This is a genomic window from Microcoleus sp. AT3-D2, assembly GCF_036705715.1.
In the GTDB taxonomy this organism is placed as follows: Bacteria; Cyanobacteriota; Cyanobacteriia; order Cyanobacteriales; family Microcoleaceae; genus Microcoleus.
Window position 1 is genome coordinate 1 of sequence record NZ_JAUBVE010000015.1, and the last position, 15,720, is coordinate 15,720.

10 protein-coding genes and 1 CRISPR repeat array are annotated in these 15,720 nt (G+C 43.8%); of the genes, 2 read left to right on the plus strand and 8 right to left on the minus strand.

What is annotated here, in order from left to right:
- Window positions 1-547: 547 nt before the first annotated feature.
- On the minus strand, window positions 548-952 hold the full coding sequence (locus QUB44_RS09055; RefSeq protein WP_333365805.1) for a hypothetical protein: 405 nt from the start codon (window positions 950-952) through the stop codon (window positions 548-550).
- 360 nt (window positions 953-1,312) lie between these two features.
- Window positions 1,313-2,800 carry a hypothetical protein gene (locus QUB44_RS09060; protein WP_333365808.1) on the minus strand — a complete coding sequence of 496 codons (1,488 nt, stop codon included), beginning with the start codon at window positions 2,798-2,800 and terminating at the stop codon, window positions 1,313-1,315.
- Between the two features lie 74 nt (window positions 2,801-2,874).
- On the opposite strand from QUB44_RS09060, the gene QUB44_RS09065 reads away from it, so the two are divergent.
- Window positions 2,875-4,536: a glycosyltransferase family 39 protein gene (locus tag QUB44_RS09065; protein WP_333365811.1), complete on the plus strand. Its 1,662-nt coding sequence runs from the start codon at window positions 2,875-2,877 to the stop codon at window positions 4,534-4,536.
- Window positions 4,537-5,107: 571 nt separating this feature from the next.
- Window positions 5,108-6,508: direct repeats of the CRISPR family, unit length 36 nt; unit sequence GTTTCCATTCAATTAGTTTCCCCAACGAGTGGGGAG.
- Window positions 6,509-6,811: 303 nt separating this feature from the next.
- Here QUB44_RS09065 and QUB44_RS09070 read toward each other — a convergent pair.
- The 6 genes from QUB44_RS09070 to QUB44_RS09095 are packed head-to-tail and all read right to left on the minus strand — an operon-like array spanning window position 6,812 to window position 14,222.
- A complete protein-coding gene (locus QUB44_RS09070; protein WP_333365814.1) occupies window positions 6,812-8,404 on the minus strand; it encodes a hypothetical protein in 1,593 nt (530 codons plus the stop codon).
- Window positions 8,401-10,146 carry an RAMP superfamily protein gene (locus tag QUB44_RS09075; RefSeq protein ID WP_333365817.1) on the minus strand — a complete coding sequence of 582 codons (1,746 nt, stop codon included), beginning with the start codon at window positions 10,144-10,146 and terminating at the stop codon, window positions 8,401-8,403. The genes QUB44_RS09070 and QUB44_RS09075 overlap by 4 nt, the downstream gene beginning before the upstream one ends.
- On the minus strand, window positions 10,143-10,568 hold the full coding sequence (locus QUB44_RS09080; RefSeq protein ID WP_333330270.1) for a hypothetical protein: 426 nt from the start codon (window positions 10,566-10,568) through the stop codon (window positions 10,143-10,145). Before QUB44_RS09080 ends, QUB44_RS09075 begins: the two co-directional genes overlap by 4 nt.
- A gap of 2 nt (window positions 10,569-10,570) precedes the next feature.
- The gene (locus QUB44_RS09085; protein WP_333365821.1) at window positions 10,571-11,398 is read right to left on the minus strand and encodes an RAMP superfamily CRISPR-associated protein; all 828 of its coding nucleotides are present in this window, start codon (window positions 11,396-11,398) and stop codon (window positions 10,571-10,573) included.
- Entirely contained in the window at window positions 11,374-12,516 is a 1,143-nt protein-coding gene (locus QUB44_RS09090) for a type III-B CRISPR module-associated Cmr3 family protein (protein WP_333365824.1), read from the minus strand. The genes QUB44_RS09085 and QUB44_RS09090 overlap by 25 nt, the downstream gene beginning before the upstream one ends.
- Window positions 12,495-14,222, minus strand: coding sequence for a Cas10/Cmr2 second palm domain-containing protein (locus QUB44_RS09095; protein WP_333365827.1), 1,728 nt, complete (start codon window positions 14,220-14,222; stop codon window positions 12,495-12,497). Before QUB44_RS09095 ends, QUB44_RS09090 begins: the two co-directional genes overlap by 22 nt.
- A gap of 249 nt (window positions 14,223-14,471) precedes the next feature.
- On the opposite strand from QUB44_RS09095, the gene QUB44_RS09100 reads away from it, so the two are divergent.
- Window positions 14,472-15,650 (plus strand): WYL domain-containing protein, encoded by a 1,179-nt coding sequence (locus QUB44_RS09100; protein WP_333365830.1) that lies wholly within the window; start codon window positions 14,472-14,474, stop codon window positions 15,648-15,650.
- The last annotated feature ends 70 nt before the right edge of the window (window positions 15,651-15,720 follow it).

Here is a 15,720-nt window from a genome sequence, read left to right on the forward strand (position 1 = left end):
TCATATTTATTTAACGATTTTACTAGCTTTTTCATTTTAACTCTTTTTTGACACATTCGCCAAAGTGAGATGCACCCGAGGTAATTCACCTCCGAATAACTCCTCTTATATTTAGTATTTCTTATTGGAGTGTGAGATTTTACGTATAGGGACAAGGCACTAGAGTTTCCCTAGCTGTATTTCATCCAAGGGATAACTGAATTATGTAGATTTTGAAAAATTCTATATGCTTTGAATCTGCTAGGTTTGCGGTACACCCAAATACTGATTACCAGGGCGTTTGGTCGCATTTACTAACAGTCAACACTGTCTAATATTAAGTGGAACCCATCGCGGGAAATCAATTGTCTTATGGGGTGCTACCGACACTATGAGGACTGCCATCCTCACTACAAACGTGATTCAAATTATTCAGCGGGAGTTGATATGATTGCTGATTTAGTCAGATCGAAATCGTTGATTGCGATCGCGCCTGCGTCACTAATTACAATTGCATTCGATCCAGTCGCCCTCGGTACGTTCCATACCCTGCATTAAATCACTCTCCTTAATTAGCAAAAAGTCGATCGCGCCCACCGCCGTTGCTGAGTATATCACTATCTCGATCGGCATAACACGAACCAAGTCCGCTGTTTTGAGTCCGAGAAGTATGCGATTTTGGCAATTGACTTTTGTATGGTTCTAGGTAATCTGAAATGAGGATAACAAAGCCTAATTGCAGTTGGCCCGATCGGCCGTCAGAAGTCGAGCCAACTTTGCCAATCTCTCTAAGGATAGAGGCATATTTTTGAAGTGCCGAGGTAATTTTCTCGATGCAGTCAGATTCCCCAGTCAAAATTCTGGAAACAAAATATCCACCTTCATTGATGCTGGAGTCCTTGAATACAAAACTTTTGGATGGGGAATTTGCGTATTCCAAGGCGGGAGTCGTTTCCCTTAAAGAAGTGAACATATTCCGTCCTCCAAAAGTGTGTTGAGCGGTAGATACAGCCTTGGAGTCAGAGCTTCTGAAACTGCCAGCAACCTTGTTGATTTCGCCCATTCTTATTTAACCTATCTATCAGTTTGCCCTATTTCTGCAGCACTGCCATCCGCGATCGCACGGAATTTATATTCTGCGTGTTTTCCCTTAGTTCCGGCAAACGCGCAATTACCGATCAATCCGGTATCCTATCCGTGATCCCACTTTCAAAAAAGAATGCAACTGTACGCCGGTGCTTGAAACCTCCATAGTCTTCAGTCATTCCCCCATCTAAAATCTAAAATCTAAAAGGGTATGACACTTAGTAGATTGGCCTCGCAACTGCACCGCTCAAGATTCTGTGGAAGATGGCGGTTTTTTCCCTGCATTGCGAATATTAATAATCTTGTTGAGCGCCTCAAACCAAAAAGCAGCCCCCATCGAAATAGCTACGCCGCTCAATATCCAACCAAACAATTTTGCAATCAAAGCCGGCCACAATAAATTCCCCTGCTTATCTCGTTCTAAGCTGTTCTGTTCGCTCCATCCAAAAGGCAGAGCTACCTGATCCAAAGCTCGATCGACATCCTGTTGAACTTTTGTCAGACTGGTTAAATTATTTGATTTAGTCTTAGCATTATTTGTCACCAACTGCTCAGCGTACAAATTAACAGTCGATCGCAACATCGAATCCTTCGACAACCGATTAATAATATGAATGCTATCAGCATTAGCAGCGACAGCGATCGCAGTTCCGAGCAAAATCGCTACCCCTCTGGCATTCCGCTTGTAAACACCAGAAGCACGCTCCATCGATTGGTCAAACCAAATTTCAATTTCTTTCTGAAACCGCTGCAACTGCTCTTGAGTATCTCCACCGCTTTTTTCAGCGCGCTGCGCTAAAATATAAAGGCTGCGTTTCAAAGATTCTGGCATACTTTCCAAGGTTTCTTGAATTTGTTGATAAATCGGACTCTCCTCTTTGAACTCCATAGCTTCGGCTACAGAATCTTGACTTTTTTTAACAGTATTTAACAGATTGCTGAAACTCGGTTGTAGTTGCCCTAGCAGCGCCACCCGCTCAATTTTGCTGTCAAAACGAGCCTTGACAAATGCCATCTGCCTCTGAAATTCTCTCCCTGCCAGCTCGGTTTCTGGTAGATAAACCTGAGAATCTTTAATATAAAATCCTAGCTTTTCCGACATCCGATCTAAGCTGTTGCTCAAACTTGCTAAATTGTTTTGATAATCTTCAACAACTCGATTGAACTCCGCAGTCAGCCACCTAAATTCTTGCTCAATAATCGGTTTAGTAGCATCCGGTAAACTAAGATTTACTCCAATCTGTTGAATTTGTGCTAATTGTAAATTTTTAAATCTTTCCAATCTGGTTTTAGAGATAGAGCTGAGCAAACTAGAAACCTTTAGAGTCTCCAAAAGGCTAGCAGAAAAACACTCGGCTGGAATATAAGAAGGCCCACTGGATTTATTGCCGAAAACATTTTTAGTACCCGTAACTCCGTGGTACAAATCCCCCATGCGGTGCGTAACAGAGCGGAATCCCTCTGATAAAAGCCCTTTCGCTCCCTGATTCAAATCTTTGATAATCGGATTGGCGTAAATCGAATGAGCCAACTGTCCGACTCTCTTAAATTGCAGGGGATCTTTCGCGCCTTCGCTGCCGCCAGAAATCAGCACTTCGATCGACTTCTTTAAATGTTCCGCCCGCCACTGCCAAACAGTAGCAATCAGTTCCTGAATTTCCGAAGCTAGCAAGCTTAAAGTCAGGTAGATAAATACTAAGCCAATGATAATATCTATAATTACAGGCAAGTTCATGGTATTTTCCTAGTCGCAAATAACTGCTGTCTAAGTTTACCTTCAGTTTGGGACGCTCAAAACTCTCTTAACTTATGTCAGAAATCTTTCCATTCCTAAGCAGCAAACTGAAAAATCGTTGGAATGACAGCTTTACAGACAAAGTGTGGATGCTGGCTTTTCTGTTGGCTGCAGTGCTGATTTTCGGGCTGAATCTGGGCGGCGTGGCTTTGCGGGATTGGGATGAAGGCATTGCAGCGCAGGTAAGTCGCGAAATTTGGCGCGGCAACTTAAATTGGCTGTATCCGACGATCGACTCAATGCCTTATTTGAACAAACCACCGCTGGTACACTGGCTAATCGGGCTGTGTTTTGCAGCAGGCGGTGTCAGCGAATTGACGGCGAGGTTGGTACCGGCGATGCTGACAGCCACTTCAGTGCCATTGCTTTACGCCATTGGCAGGGAGTTGTTTCCTCCCCGTTCGATCGCCATTTTTTCTGCCCTCGTTTATCTGACGCTGTTACCGGTGGTGCGGCATGGACGTTTGGCGATGTTGGATGGGGCAGTTTTGTGTTTTTTGCTGGTGGCGATGTGGTGTTTGCTACGATCGCGCCGCGACTTGCGCTACGCTTTGGGGGCAGGGATTGGGTTCGGACTCATTTGCCTGACTAAGGGCGTGATGTTGGGGCTGCTGTTGGCTGGGATGGGCTGTATTTTTTTGGTTTGGGATACCCCGCGACTCCTAACTTCTGGGTATCTTTGGGGCGGATTGGCGATCGGAACATTGCCAGTAGCTGCTTGGTATTTTGCCCAATGGCTGCACTACGGCAAATATTTCATCCACGCTAATTTAGTTAACGAATCTTTCCGGCGCATTTCGGAACCTGTGAGCAATCACAAAGGCCCGCCCTGGTATTATCTTTTAGAAATTTTTAAATTAGCTTGGCCGTGGCAGTTATTTTGGCTACAAGGGCTGCGTTTGAGTTGGGAAAATCGCAATTTTGCCGGGTCAAAATTAGTATTGGTTTGGACTGGAGTATATCTGCTGGCTATTTCTGTGATGACTACTAAATTGCCCTGGTATGTTTTGCCAATTTATCCAGCTTTTGCTCTTGCCGTTGGCAGTTATCTCGCTGAAGTTTGGGAGCAACTGTGGCTGCCGCCAGAGCCGGTCAAAGAGGAAGCAGAAGAACGTTTTGATGCGATTTCTTTGTTGCCTCATCCCGCGATTTTGGCAATGCTGGGTGTATTTGCTGTCGTCGGTTGCGTGTACTTCAGTGGCTGGGTACGGATCGGGGGACAAATTGCGCCTCCAGAGCGAGATTTGCAGTTAATGCTGATATTTGTAGCTTTGACAATGACAATGGCGGCCGTGTTGCTGCACCGCAAAGATCGGCAGTTTATATTAGTTTTAATTTGGGGAACTTACCTGACGCTGTTGGTATTGGTGGCTTCAGATAACTGGGTTTGGGAACTGGCGGAGGATTATCCGGTTAAGCCGATCGCCGAAATTGTCCGCACAGGAACTCCGGCGGGTCAACAGGTGTTTACTTCTCACCGCTTGGGTCGTCCATCGCTGAATTTTTATAGTCAACGCCAAGTTATTGTCGCCGACGCGCCGACGCTCAAACAGAAATGGCAATCTCATCCTCAACCTTATTTTCTGTTAGAAAAACCAGTTTTAAAACATTTAGGTTTGCAGAATGCTGAGATTGTGAAAACAGCGGACGATTGGGTTTTGGTAACTCGAAAATAAGCGATCGTATGTGCCCCAATTCTCGTAGGGGCGGGTTTCACCAACCATCTATGTCAGAAACCAACAATATAATAAACCCGCCCCCACCCAACGACTGAGAATAGTTATATTTTGCCCCAATCATGGGGCTTTTTTTGTGCTTGTTAATTCTTCGCAACTCGGATTGATTGCAGAAATTTGAGTTGTAAAAGTTTGTCTTTGGAGTTTTTCAGAGGTTAAAAATTTAGAGCTTTTGGCCCTACATAAGGCTCTGATTTTTGAATTTCTGTTTGCGGTGTCGTGTGAAGTCGAAGCCTCCTTCGATTCCGCATTAATAGAAGACTTCGACACACTTTGTCTTAGCTATGTATTTCTAGCAAGTGACAAGTTAACTTGCTAGACAGTGCCGTAACCCTTCGGCTGGGGGATAGGACGATGCCTTAAGGACGTTTACTCTATGCGGTAGAGGCGTCCACTAAAAGGCATCCCCCCAAAACTAGACTATTAGAAATCTAGTCTTTTGTCAACAGCTATTTATGGTTGCCATTAAACTGTCGCATTAATAGAAGACTTCCACTAATTTTGTTTTAGCGTTTCCATTCAATTAGTTTCCCCAACGAGTGGGGAGAGCGGCACAGAGGAAGAAATGCGATCGCGATTTGAGTTTCCATTCAATTAGTTTCCCCAACGAGTGGGGAGGGAAAAGCTAGGAATAAAGGCAAAAAGGCAGAATGGAAAGGCATATTTAGAGTTTCCATTCAATTAGTTTCCCCAACGAGTGGGGAGAAGTTAGGGGGTACTACGGTATCAATCAACACTGGGGCTACGAGTTTCCATTCAATTAGTTTCCCCAACGAGTGGGGAGATACTGTTGGACATAGTAAAGAGGGATGGGTAGATGTAGGTTTCCATTCAATTAGTTTCCCCAACGAGTGGGGAGGTGAAGCTTTGGGTTCAATGGTTGGCACATTGTGCGGTTACTCGTTTCCATTCAATTAGTTTCCCCAACGAGTGGGGAGGTTATTACGAACAATTCAAAGCCGATAATATCGTAGAACACGCGATCGTGTTTCCATTCAATTAGTTTCCCCAGCGAGTGGGGAGGAGTTCAAAAATTGCCCCGCCCAAAACTTCGGACAATTCTGTTTCCATTCAATTAGTTTCCCCAGCGAGTGGGGAGAAGCATGGGAGCGCATTGAAAACTGGCTTTTTGAACAGTTTCCATTCAATTAGTTTCCCCAACGAGTGGGGAGAGTAGTTTTAAAGGTAAGAAAATATTCAAACCTGGTTTCCATTCAATTAGTTTCCCCAACGAGTGGGGAGTACATCTCCTATCAGGATGTTAAAGAGCAAATGTTGTTTCCATTCAATTAGTTTCCCCAACGAGTGGGGAGGTTTCTTCGTGCTACATCGTAAGACTCCTACGGCGCGTCAGCCCAAAAGTTTCCATTCAATTAGTTTCCCCAACGAGTGGGGAGCCCGGTGTTCTGGCGCTACGATTTGGGTCGAAGCGTTTCCATTCAATTAGTTTCCCCAACGAGTGGGGAGTCTATATCTTTGACTTCCAACTATTGTTAAAGTTCGTTTCCATTCAATTAGTTTCCCCAACGAGTGGGGAGAACTAAATCTTGACTTAACAATTGAACAACAATTTAGTTTCCATTCAATTAGTTTCCCCAACGAGTGGGGAGCAAATCCCCAAGTATGGGGATGGATGATGGGATTCCCGCTGGTTTCCATTCAATTAGTTTCCCCAACGAGTGGGGAGTAACGAGCCAGATATACAGCAGCAAAACTTCTTCTTGGTGTTTCCATTCAATTAGTTTCCCCAACGAGTGGGGAGATATTACGTAGATAACATCACAGTTGAAGCGATCGACAGTTTCCATTCAATTAGTTTCCCCAACGAGTGGGGAGTTTTTAGCTAAAGATGGATGGGATGTGCCACGAGAAGAGAGTTTCCATTCAATTAGTTTCCCCAACGAGTGGGGAGTCCTCTATGATACACCCAAGACAGCGCAAGGTGTCTAGAGGCCCTTTGCGAGGCTCAGATATTTTTTGTGGAACTCACACCTGTGTTCGCTCACAATAATCCTTGAAACCCTTGCCCAGTAATGCTGCGAGGCTCGCGACGGAAAAAGGTCGTTTGAGCTAATTTACCACCAGCCTCGCAACCTGAGCTAAATAATCACTGACCCAGGTGCTTTTGTCACCGGCGCTCCCACTCCCAAAACCTCCACCTGTCCCAAAGTATGGCGCGACACTGGATAAAACCGGATGCTGCGATATATCAATTTTAGGTTTGAAAGTTGTTAGGGGCGATCGCCTCTACTAATTCCTTATGCACTTTGGCCATCAAACTCGCTTCTTCAAGCGATGTAAATTCTTGAGACAAATCTTCTTGAGCAATAAAGTTTATACAGCCTAAAATTCGTTTCTTCCAGTCCGGTTCATTGTCAGTATTCCAAGCTTCAAAAAGCTCTAATTTTTGTAAACCTTCTAGGCGATGGAATAGATTATTGCGCTCATCTTTAGCTACTTCCCAAACCACCTTGATATCTGGATGGTTTTGCCAATCAGGTCTAGCTTGTTTTAGTAACTCATAAAGTGGGACGCCAAATAGTCCTATTTTATGCCACTTGTGAAAGTTTTTTTGATTGGATTCAGAAAGTGCATCGAAGTAGTTAGGTAATTCTTGGCAAATGGAAAACTTCAATTGAGATCCATATTTAGAATTATAGTCAAGATCGCCTTTTTTTATAATGTGAGAGCTATAACGCTTTTCTGCCCATTTAGTAATCGAGCCTTCAGCAGCCCGGAAGCTATGGAATAAAGCATCAACAGTGCTACCTTGCTCAAAACGAACCCAAGCGAGATAGATAGATTCAAATCCTGACTGATACCACGGAAAATTATGGACTGGTAACAATTTGCGATCGGCTAAAATTTTCTTGAATTTTTGAAATTCAGCAAAATTCCACTGTTCTCCTGCATCTAGTAAATCTTTGATGCGTTTCTCTTTAGGGTTATTTTGAGCTATTTTTGTCAGCCCTAAAATATCCCGAACACCTGCATAGTCATGCCGCTCCAAAAGTGCTTGTGCCTCCTGTAGTTGAATAGCGCCGAGATAAGTAGAACGAGGTATCTTACGAGTTTCTAGATTATACTCATTGCTAACTAAAAACTCGACATTGTTTCTAAACCGTGCCAAAGTGACAAACTGTACAGCCGATGAAATTGCTGGAGTTCCTGCTTGATGGCTAACATATACCGTCTTAATTTCTTCATTTTTGATTTCTTCACCATCAAAGTTAAAAGTGCGTAGCTTTTGACGAACCAAGTCGAGAACGTAGTTCCAATCATCTAGTCCTTTATCCGCAGATGTCGGAGACAAAAAAACTGGTTCGCATTTTGCTTCGGGGAATTTATCCTGAAAATACCTCTTCAAAATTGGCTCCAACTTGCAGGTATCTTGCCAGTAAGCACATTTCGGTTTCCGTCTCGCTTTGTTATCTTTGAAAATCTCAGATTGATCTGTTAGTATAATAGCGATCGCATCTGGGTGAGATATTTTGAACTCTCTGACAAAGTTATCTAGCAGGGGAAAGGTTAGATACGACCAAATTTCATCTTGTACTTTCAAAGAACTTGACTCATAAACCGTCCCCACAACTCTTGCTTCAATCCGGTAAGACTCATCACTCTCATTATAAGATTGCTTGGGTACAAAAAGTATATCGTGGCACTCTTCCTTAATCGCCTCATCATACCATTCAGACCAAACCTTATGGCTTCTTTGCTTCTCTGTTAGGCCCTTTTCACGATTTATTTTATCGCTCTCAAGTTGCACATCACTGCTACCGATTGTGAGAATCCAAATATTCATCATTGCTCCTCTCCCCAAAGTAGTTTAAATCCATCAGGTTTGGCATTCAGAAAATCCAAAAAATCATTGGACTCTCTTGAACCATCTGGAAAGAGCGTGATAAGTTCCAAATAGCGAGGAGTTGGTTTAATAATAGGTTTTCTCGGATTTTCAGGATTATTTTTAACAATTATCAAAGGGTAAACTCGATGCCAGATAAGACTAATTTGCCCAATTTTTCCTGTTACAGATGATTGATAAATTGATCCTTCTGGCTGAATGCCTTGTATTTTTTGTTGGTAGGGTTTGTGAAACCAGCGCACGGCTGCACTTTCATCATTATTGTCTGCAATTCGACCCCAAACCTGAACATTACTTGGATGCCAAGCTTCTCGCCAATCTTTTGCCCATTCAGTTTCTCGTAATGGCTTGTTTTGAGATTGTATCCACTCTCTAGCTATTTGTCGAACTATCTCTAAAAATTCACCTACCTTCTCTAATCGGCTAACCTGCACATTTCGTGATTGTGTATTCTCTCCTAACCATTGCCAGTGGCAACCAATCAACGCTTTGTAGTTATTTTCGTAATATTCTTCAAAAAATTCGCGGTGATCGACTCGTCGCCATGATTTACCAAATCCTCCCATAATCATTGCAAATTGCATTAACTTGCTAACCAACTTGTCTAGAATAAGTTTTTGTTTAGGGTCAGATAATGGTTTAGCTAAAAACCAAATTAGTTCTCCCTCTACTTCGTAGGCAGGTTGAGCATAGTTTCCAGAACCAAAAGACTTAATTTCTAATCTAGAAGGCTGAAATTGGAATCCTAACAATCCGACAGTTCCTTCTTTTTTTTCGATACCCCCAAACAAGCTTTGTACTAATTCTTTAGCGCTTTCACTATCTGTTATACCACCAAAAATCCTTAAGGCATGACCGCGCAGTGCAGCTCGAAAAATATTAGGACGAAACTCTCCCGTACCATCAATCAGTTTAGCAGCTTGTCCTTGTCCCTTGAGTTTTGCCCGATAAACAATCGGGTGAGAAGTTTTGGTAATTTGTCCATAGCCTGTAGAGACTTTTGAACCTAATCCGGCGGCGATGGCTCGTTCCCAAATCAGCCAAATTTGCTGCCACCTATCGGATGATAGCGGTTTAGAACAGGAGATAGCAAATCTTAGAGTCGGCTGGTAAAGAGAAACTTGAGCATATGCACTCTCCCCTCTTGGTTTCTCATCAGTATCACGAGTCATAACTTGCCAACCCTGTTGAGGATGAACTAAGTCTAGTAACCCTTTTGTCCAATCATTAGTAGGATAAGCCCCCTGAAAACGCAAAATTCCTGGTGTAATTTCAGACTCATCGCCACAATAATTATTACAGGTTCCTAGCGGTATATCACCTGCTTTTTCCGCTTCTTCGCAAGCTTGGCGAAAGGCTCCTTTCATACTGCTACCAGGATAAAAAGGAATCCCTGAAGCACCGATTACAGGACGAAGCATTCCATCATCTTGCCCGCCATTGGTGACAAACCGCCAAGAGATTTGATAAGATTTGGCTCCGTATGTCTCAGTCTGTACGTCTTGTGCATCTTCCGCAGAAATAAACTCAGCTTTGTCAGTCCATTCATCTGCCCACCTTTCAACATCTTGTTGTTCGCCTGCCCTTTTCTTGTCAGGATCAAGATATTGCAGTTGCGATCGCCCCCCCACCTGTGCCCGAAACATCATGGGAATCTTTTTGTGTGCATTAGGAATCAATTTCATTGACGACCCTCCCGAACTTTATAGCGTTGCGTCCACCACACAAGACAATCGCATAATTGAGTCAAGACTGCGATCGCCACTCGCTGATCTTCCACAGGCAATGCCCAGAGACTTTCAGACATAGCCTGAATTTCTTTAGTCGGAATCTTGCCCTTACTGTCAGGATGTAAAGGCTGGTTGGGAATTGTCACCCCTCCCTTGTCCATGATTGTTTCTAGAGCATCCCAGGTTTCTTTCCAGAAAATTGATTTGTTTTCTTCTTTACCTTTAAGTCGCAGGTGTTCGCCCCAAAAGCGCTCTAACCCATAAGCTACAGCCATTCGCATATTATGGGACTGATTGAGGGATTTTGGATCGCGCTCCCGTGCGTTGAGCACTAACTTTTGAGCAGCGCGATCGAGTTCGTAAGATTTCCAACCCATTACTAATAATCTCCTGAAAGCGATACAAGACAACGACCAAAACCAATTGATTCCAAACCGCCGAAATATAACTCTGATGAATTCTCCTTTTCGCCAAAGGGTTTCCAATCGGTTTGCTTCAACGCGATCGGAAATACTAAAATACTTCCTTCTGGCAAAGCTTCAGTATTGAAAAAAGCACCACCATCAACTTTTTTCTCGTTGGGTTTTTCTTTCGATCCCAATTTGACACGACTCTGGCGATACAGTGCCATATCGTGCAGCATGGCAATATCGTTATCGTGAACCACCACTAACTTATTAGCATCTAAATCTGTCGTCCCCGCGGGAATCCAAGCTGATAAGTCCTCCTCATGCTCAATTTCAAGAAACCCTAGATTGAAAAAGAGAATTTTGCCTCGGTCTTTCATTGGCCGACCCTGTAAACCTTTCTGTGCCGTGTAGGGTTCAGGAATATCTGCTGTCACGCCTGCAATGCGTTTAAACCGTTTCAACAGTAGAGGGCAACTTACCCAAACCACAGGCTGGCCAGGACAGAACACGGGGAACCAAACCAGTGAAGCATATTCAAACTTCACAAGTGCTTCTGTTGTCCCCCCATCAGAACGACCATCAACGACTTCATGTCCATACCATAGTTGTTCTTCGCCCGGTTCCCTATCTCTCAAATCTGCGCGAAACCGTCCCCGAATAGAACTGCCTGGAATAATCCCTGTTTGCGTAAACTGATCGCGAAAAATCAGGTTGAGATTGCCAGTTTCTTCCCCTGCGGTTGCCCCAACATGGACAGGTGCAAGGGTTTCAATTACTCCGTAAGCTTTGTGGTACATTGCGGTAATCCTTGAATATCAATGGGTAAACACAAACCACACCCCAGATGTTTGAGGTGAAATCCTTCTTTTGGGAACCACTCATCTGGGAAATCCCACCAAGTAAGTTCGAGGGGATGTTTGACAACATAAACGCTTCCTGCTGGAACGGCGTAGCGTCCCCGGCTGAGTCTGCCGGTTTTCTTGGCATCGTAGCAATCGCCCTCACCTTCTGTTTCTTCCTCTTTCCTGGAATGACCGATGCGATAGCGGTAGGGCACTGGTCTATCAGTCAACATTTTGAGTCCTTGCCGAGGAAAACTGGGATGGTTAGGGTAACGGTAGGATAATTTATTCGACCCCCAGACTCCAGGTGCAATCAGAGCAAAGGCTTGCTGAATCTTATTCTTAGGGTTGAGCAATCGATTGATTTTGTGTTTTTCTGAGAGAGGGTGACTTTCAATTTCCACCAGATGCCCTTCACCGCCCAATCGATACCACCCACTATGTATTTCATAGTTAGAGAGATATACTAAGCAGTAATCTTCAGGGATCTGCACGGCGCTTTCTAAGAAAAGTCCGTTCTTTTCGACAACGTGACGCTCTTCTGACTTGATTTTGGGATGCAGAAACGAGACAAATTCCCACGGTGCTTTGGCGATCGCTTTTCTTTCTCGCAATTCTTCAGCGGGTAAATTCCAAGCATCAATCGACTGCCAACTATATTCTGGTTTCAAATCTTTGTTCTGGCGCTCCCATTGATGCTGACCCAGACACCATTTATCCTCATCTGCTTGAACAATACCTGATTCATCAGATTTCTTTTTTACAAAAACCCACTCATCATCCTCTTCTTCAGCAATTACTTGATGCCAAGGAATTGGCACGTAGAATTGTTTAGGTGTATCCTGTTTTGCCCAAAAAGGGCCTGAAATTACGAGCTTATCTCTAAGCTCTTGGTGAGAAGCAAACTTCTGTTCGCGATTGGCATTCAACAATAGTCCAGCGATCGCGGCGCTATCCGGTGGAAACTTACTACCCGATCGCCCGACTAGATTTTCTGGAGACAAAAAAGCTCCCGCACTGCCATACATAAAGCCCAAAGGAGAAACCGCAATTAAATATTGGAATTTCGACATAGCTGCCATCCCACTTGAACAAGGTCATCGATCCAATTCACGATCGCAGAGTCAGAGTTATCCCCTGCCAAATCGATCCATTTCCTTTCTTGCTTAAACTTCTCTCCGGCGTTATCGAAATATAAATTGAATAGAGCAAGAGCTAGTTCCTTGTTGATAGAAAGCTCTTCCATTTCTTGAAGTCTAATTGCATGACGCGCTTTTAGTTGCGCCCAATCGTTGTAGATGTGAGTCCAGTTGGGTTTTTCCCCCCAAGTTTTACCATCTCGATCGCGATAAATCCTCAACACATGAAGATAGTCCCAAGGACAAGTCCACTGCACAAACTGACCGCTGTTAAAAACTACTCGAATTGTAAGGCGATCGCGCCCCAAACTTTTTGCCCGTTTTTCCGCCTCCCGACAGTGTTGCAAAATATCTCGCTGTGGAACCTGATGCCCCGCCCAAACAAAACCTACACTATAGGTAAAATCCAGATTAAATTCCTGCTTTATTGTGTTTTGATGTTCTTTCCAGTGGTCTTCTAGGGTTAACAACCAATTTAAAGCCTCTATCGGTTTCACTTTCTCAGGCTTTTCTTGTATATCAGTTTTCTCACTGTAAAGCACTCCGAGAAAGTCATCGCCACCAGCATAGATGACACGCCCCTTACCTTCAGGAAATAGATATTTGTTATCCTGAAAATCTTTTCCCCACTGCCTCATTAACTCAGTGAAACATTTGAGGTCTTGTTCTTGCTTGTCTTTATAAATTTCAGGGCGCGTGGCAAGTTCTTTAAGCTTATCTCCAACCTTGTCGCCATCGCCCATAAACCAGCCTGTCCAATATCCGGCGTCTCGAAAAATATCCTTGAAGCCTTCATCCAATTCTTCCATGCCAATTTTTTTAGCAAGCTTGGGTAGAGTTACTAAACGCTTCACCAGTTCTGGAATACTTAACTTTTCACCCGGAGCAATAAACTTGCCGCTGCTGTCTTCCTGAAAGTATTGTTCCAGTTTTTCATCTGAGGGAATGGACTCTTTCGTTCGTTCTCTAGCTAGATGATTTCGAGAGTAAGGATCGTCCAAAATCCAAGCGAGGCGATGATAGAATTGTTTTAGTTGTCGTTGCTCAGTTTCCTTGAGCGATCGCCCTGGTTCTTTTGACTCTTTACCTAGTTGATGCCATGCGATCGCATCTGTCCCAGTCAGACTCGAACTCTCACCCATCCAGTTGATAGCTGTCCAATCTCGCTTGAGCTTGCGAGTCTCCAAGTCATCCATTGCCTTTTTGATGGCGTCTTTTTCAGATTCACCATATCCCCAAAAAATTTCCCAGGTATAGCTTCCCCATCGTTCCCACTCTCCTTTTTGTCTGCCTTTTTTATCTTCTGTTTGTGACCAGTAATATTGGTCTTTTGGGATGTCAAGATTGTCTTCTATCCACTCGCGGCAAACCTTTAAGATTTCTTGCCATTCTTTTAAGAGAGTATTTTGGACATCATTACGCTCAAATTTTCCCTTAATGAGAATTCGGTTTGGCATTCCTTCTTGTCTAGTAGGCAATCCAGGGGAAATCACCTTAAGTCCTAAAGACTCTGCTTTTTGTACAAGCTTAAAACTCAAAAAAGATAAAATCAGCGAGGCCCCATACAAATCTCGGAGTTTGCGGGATTTCTCGATAAAGCCTTGAACCGGCGCAAAGGCGATCGCAGTGTATGCAGACATAAATTCAATTTTAAGGCGGGCAATGCCCACCTGAATGCTGCTGGTAGTTTCCCAAGTCGCTAACTGCTTAAGTTCTACTCAACTCAATATATCAGCCGAGCCAGCTTCATGTCTTCAGATTGACAATATTTATCAAACTTTTTTCTAAACCTAAAGCTATCCAAATAACGGCTTTCAGACATTTATATATTTTTATGTGAATATTGTCTTTTACTTGACTTTTCAGCAACTTACCCGCATCCACCCATCATGGCCAAAAAACCAACCCCTCACCCCTACGCCGACAAACTAACGTTCGATCGCATCATGCTCCTCATCGCCACATTAGTAAATTATCCGGGAATCGGACACTCGGACACCGAAACATCCGACAGTAAATATCACGATGCCTTGCTAGAAGTTCAATCTCAATTACAGAAAATTGCCGCCGAATTTAACATCGAATTTCCCGAAAACTATCCCGCAACTCCCACAATTCGCAAAGATTTAGAAACTTTGCGCCACTACCGAATCCTTGACAAACGAATGTATCGCTTCGGCTACTATCTCGGTACCGGCGCAATGAATCGCGAAGAACTACTATTCGCATTTCAAGCAATAGCATCTCAAGCCAAATATCAGGGAAATCCCCAAGCCCGCAAAATTTGTGAAAAACTCACTAAACTGTTACGCGGATTAGATACCGAACTCAAAGGTCAATTGTTTTATCCGGTTCGCGAACACCTAAATCGTGCGATTATTTACACCGATCCTGTAGAAATGCTCGATCGCCAAGAATATCGCAATACCCTATTTCACAAATTAGACATCGTAGAAACAGCAATTGTTCGAGGTCAGGCGATCGAACTTTACCGCCAAGACGATTATTACGGTAAAGGCAAAGTCGGTTTCCGGCGCATCTGGCCCCTGCAACTGATCTATCACGATATTGCTTGGTACCTGATTTGCGAATCTTGCAACAACGGGCATTTGAGCGTAGAACGGGTGAATCGCTTTACTGACTGCTGCGAAATTATCGATGTAGAAGGGCGTGGTATAGCCGTACAGGAACAGCGTTTGAAAATAGCTCAAAAGTTGTTAAAAAACGGCTGGGGGCTGTTCTTGGGCAATCCAGAGCAACAGCAGGCCGAATTGCAGGGTCAACTGAAGTTAGAAAAAGTGAAAGTGCGATTTTTTGAGAAAGTGGTGGGATTTATTTTAGAGGGCGATCGGCGGCATCCGCGACAAAAGATTAAAGAAGGCCCAATGGATAGTTTTGGCAAAGTGCTTTATGTGGATTATACGATCGATTTGCCCGATCGCTCCCTGAACGAATTTAGTCTGTGGGTGAACAGATATATGGATAGCGCCCAAGTGCTTTGGCCGCCGAGTTTGGTAGAAAAACACCGACAAGCAGGGAGAGATTTGATCGATCGATACAGCTTGTAATCCTAGGGAGGGTTTCACCAACCATCAATGCCTAGGCCTAAAACTAACCATATCAAAAACCCTCCCCCAC

What these genes read in the sequence shown, in the direction of transcription:
- QUB44_RS09065 (WP_333365811.1), top strand. Translation starts at nt 2,875, where the DNA reads ATGTCAGAAATCTTTCCATTCCTAAGCAGCAAACTGAAAAATCGTTGG.
- QUB44_RS09095 (WP_333365827.1), bottom strand. Translation starts at nt 14,222, where the DNA reads ATGTCTGCATACACTGCGATCGCCTTTGCGCCGGTTCAAGGCTTTATC.
- QUB44_RS09090 (WP_333365824.1), bottom strand. Translation starts at nt 12,516, where the DNA reads ATGTCGAAATTCCAATATTTAATTGCGGTTTCTCCTTTGGGCTTTATG.
- QUB44_RS09055 (WP_333365805.1), bottom strand. Translation starts at nt 952, where the DNA reads ATGTTCACTTCTTTAAGGGAAACGACTCCCGCCTTGGAATACGCAAAT.
- QUB44_RS09100 (WP_333365830.1), top strand. Translation starts at nt 14,472, where the DNA reads ATGGCCAAAAAACCAACCCCTCACCCCTACGCCGACAAACTAACGTTC.
- QUB44_RS09085 (WP_333365821.1), bottom strand. Translation starts at nt 11,398, where the DNA reads ATGTACCACAAAGCTTACGGAGTAATTGAAACCCTTGCACCTGTCCAT.
- QUB44_RS09080 (WP_333330270.1), bottom strand. Translation starts at nt 10,568, where the DNA reads ATGGGTTGGAAATCTTACGAACTCGATCGCGCTGCTCAAAAGTTAGTG.
- QUB44_RS09060 (WP_333365808.1), bottom strand. Translation starts at nt 2,800, where the DNA reads ATGAACTTGCCTGTAATTATAGATATTATCATTGGCTTAGTATTTATC.
- QUB44_RS09075 (WP_333365817.1), bottom strand. Translation starts at nt 10,146, where the DNA reads ATGAAATTGATTCCTAATGCACACAAAAAGATTCCCATGATGTTTCGG.
- QUB44_RS09070 (WP_333365814.1), bottom strand. Translation starts at nt 8,404, where the DNA reads ATGATGAATATTTGGATTCTCACAATCGGTAGCAGTGATGTGCAACTT.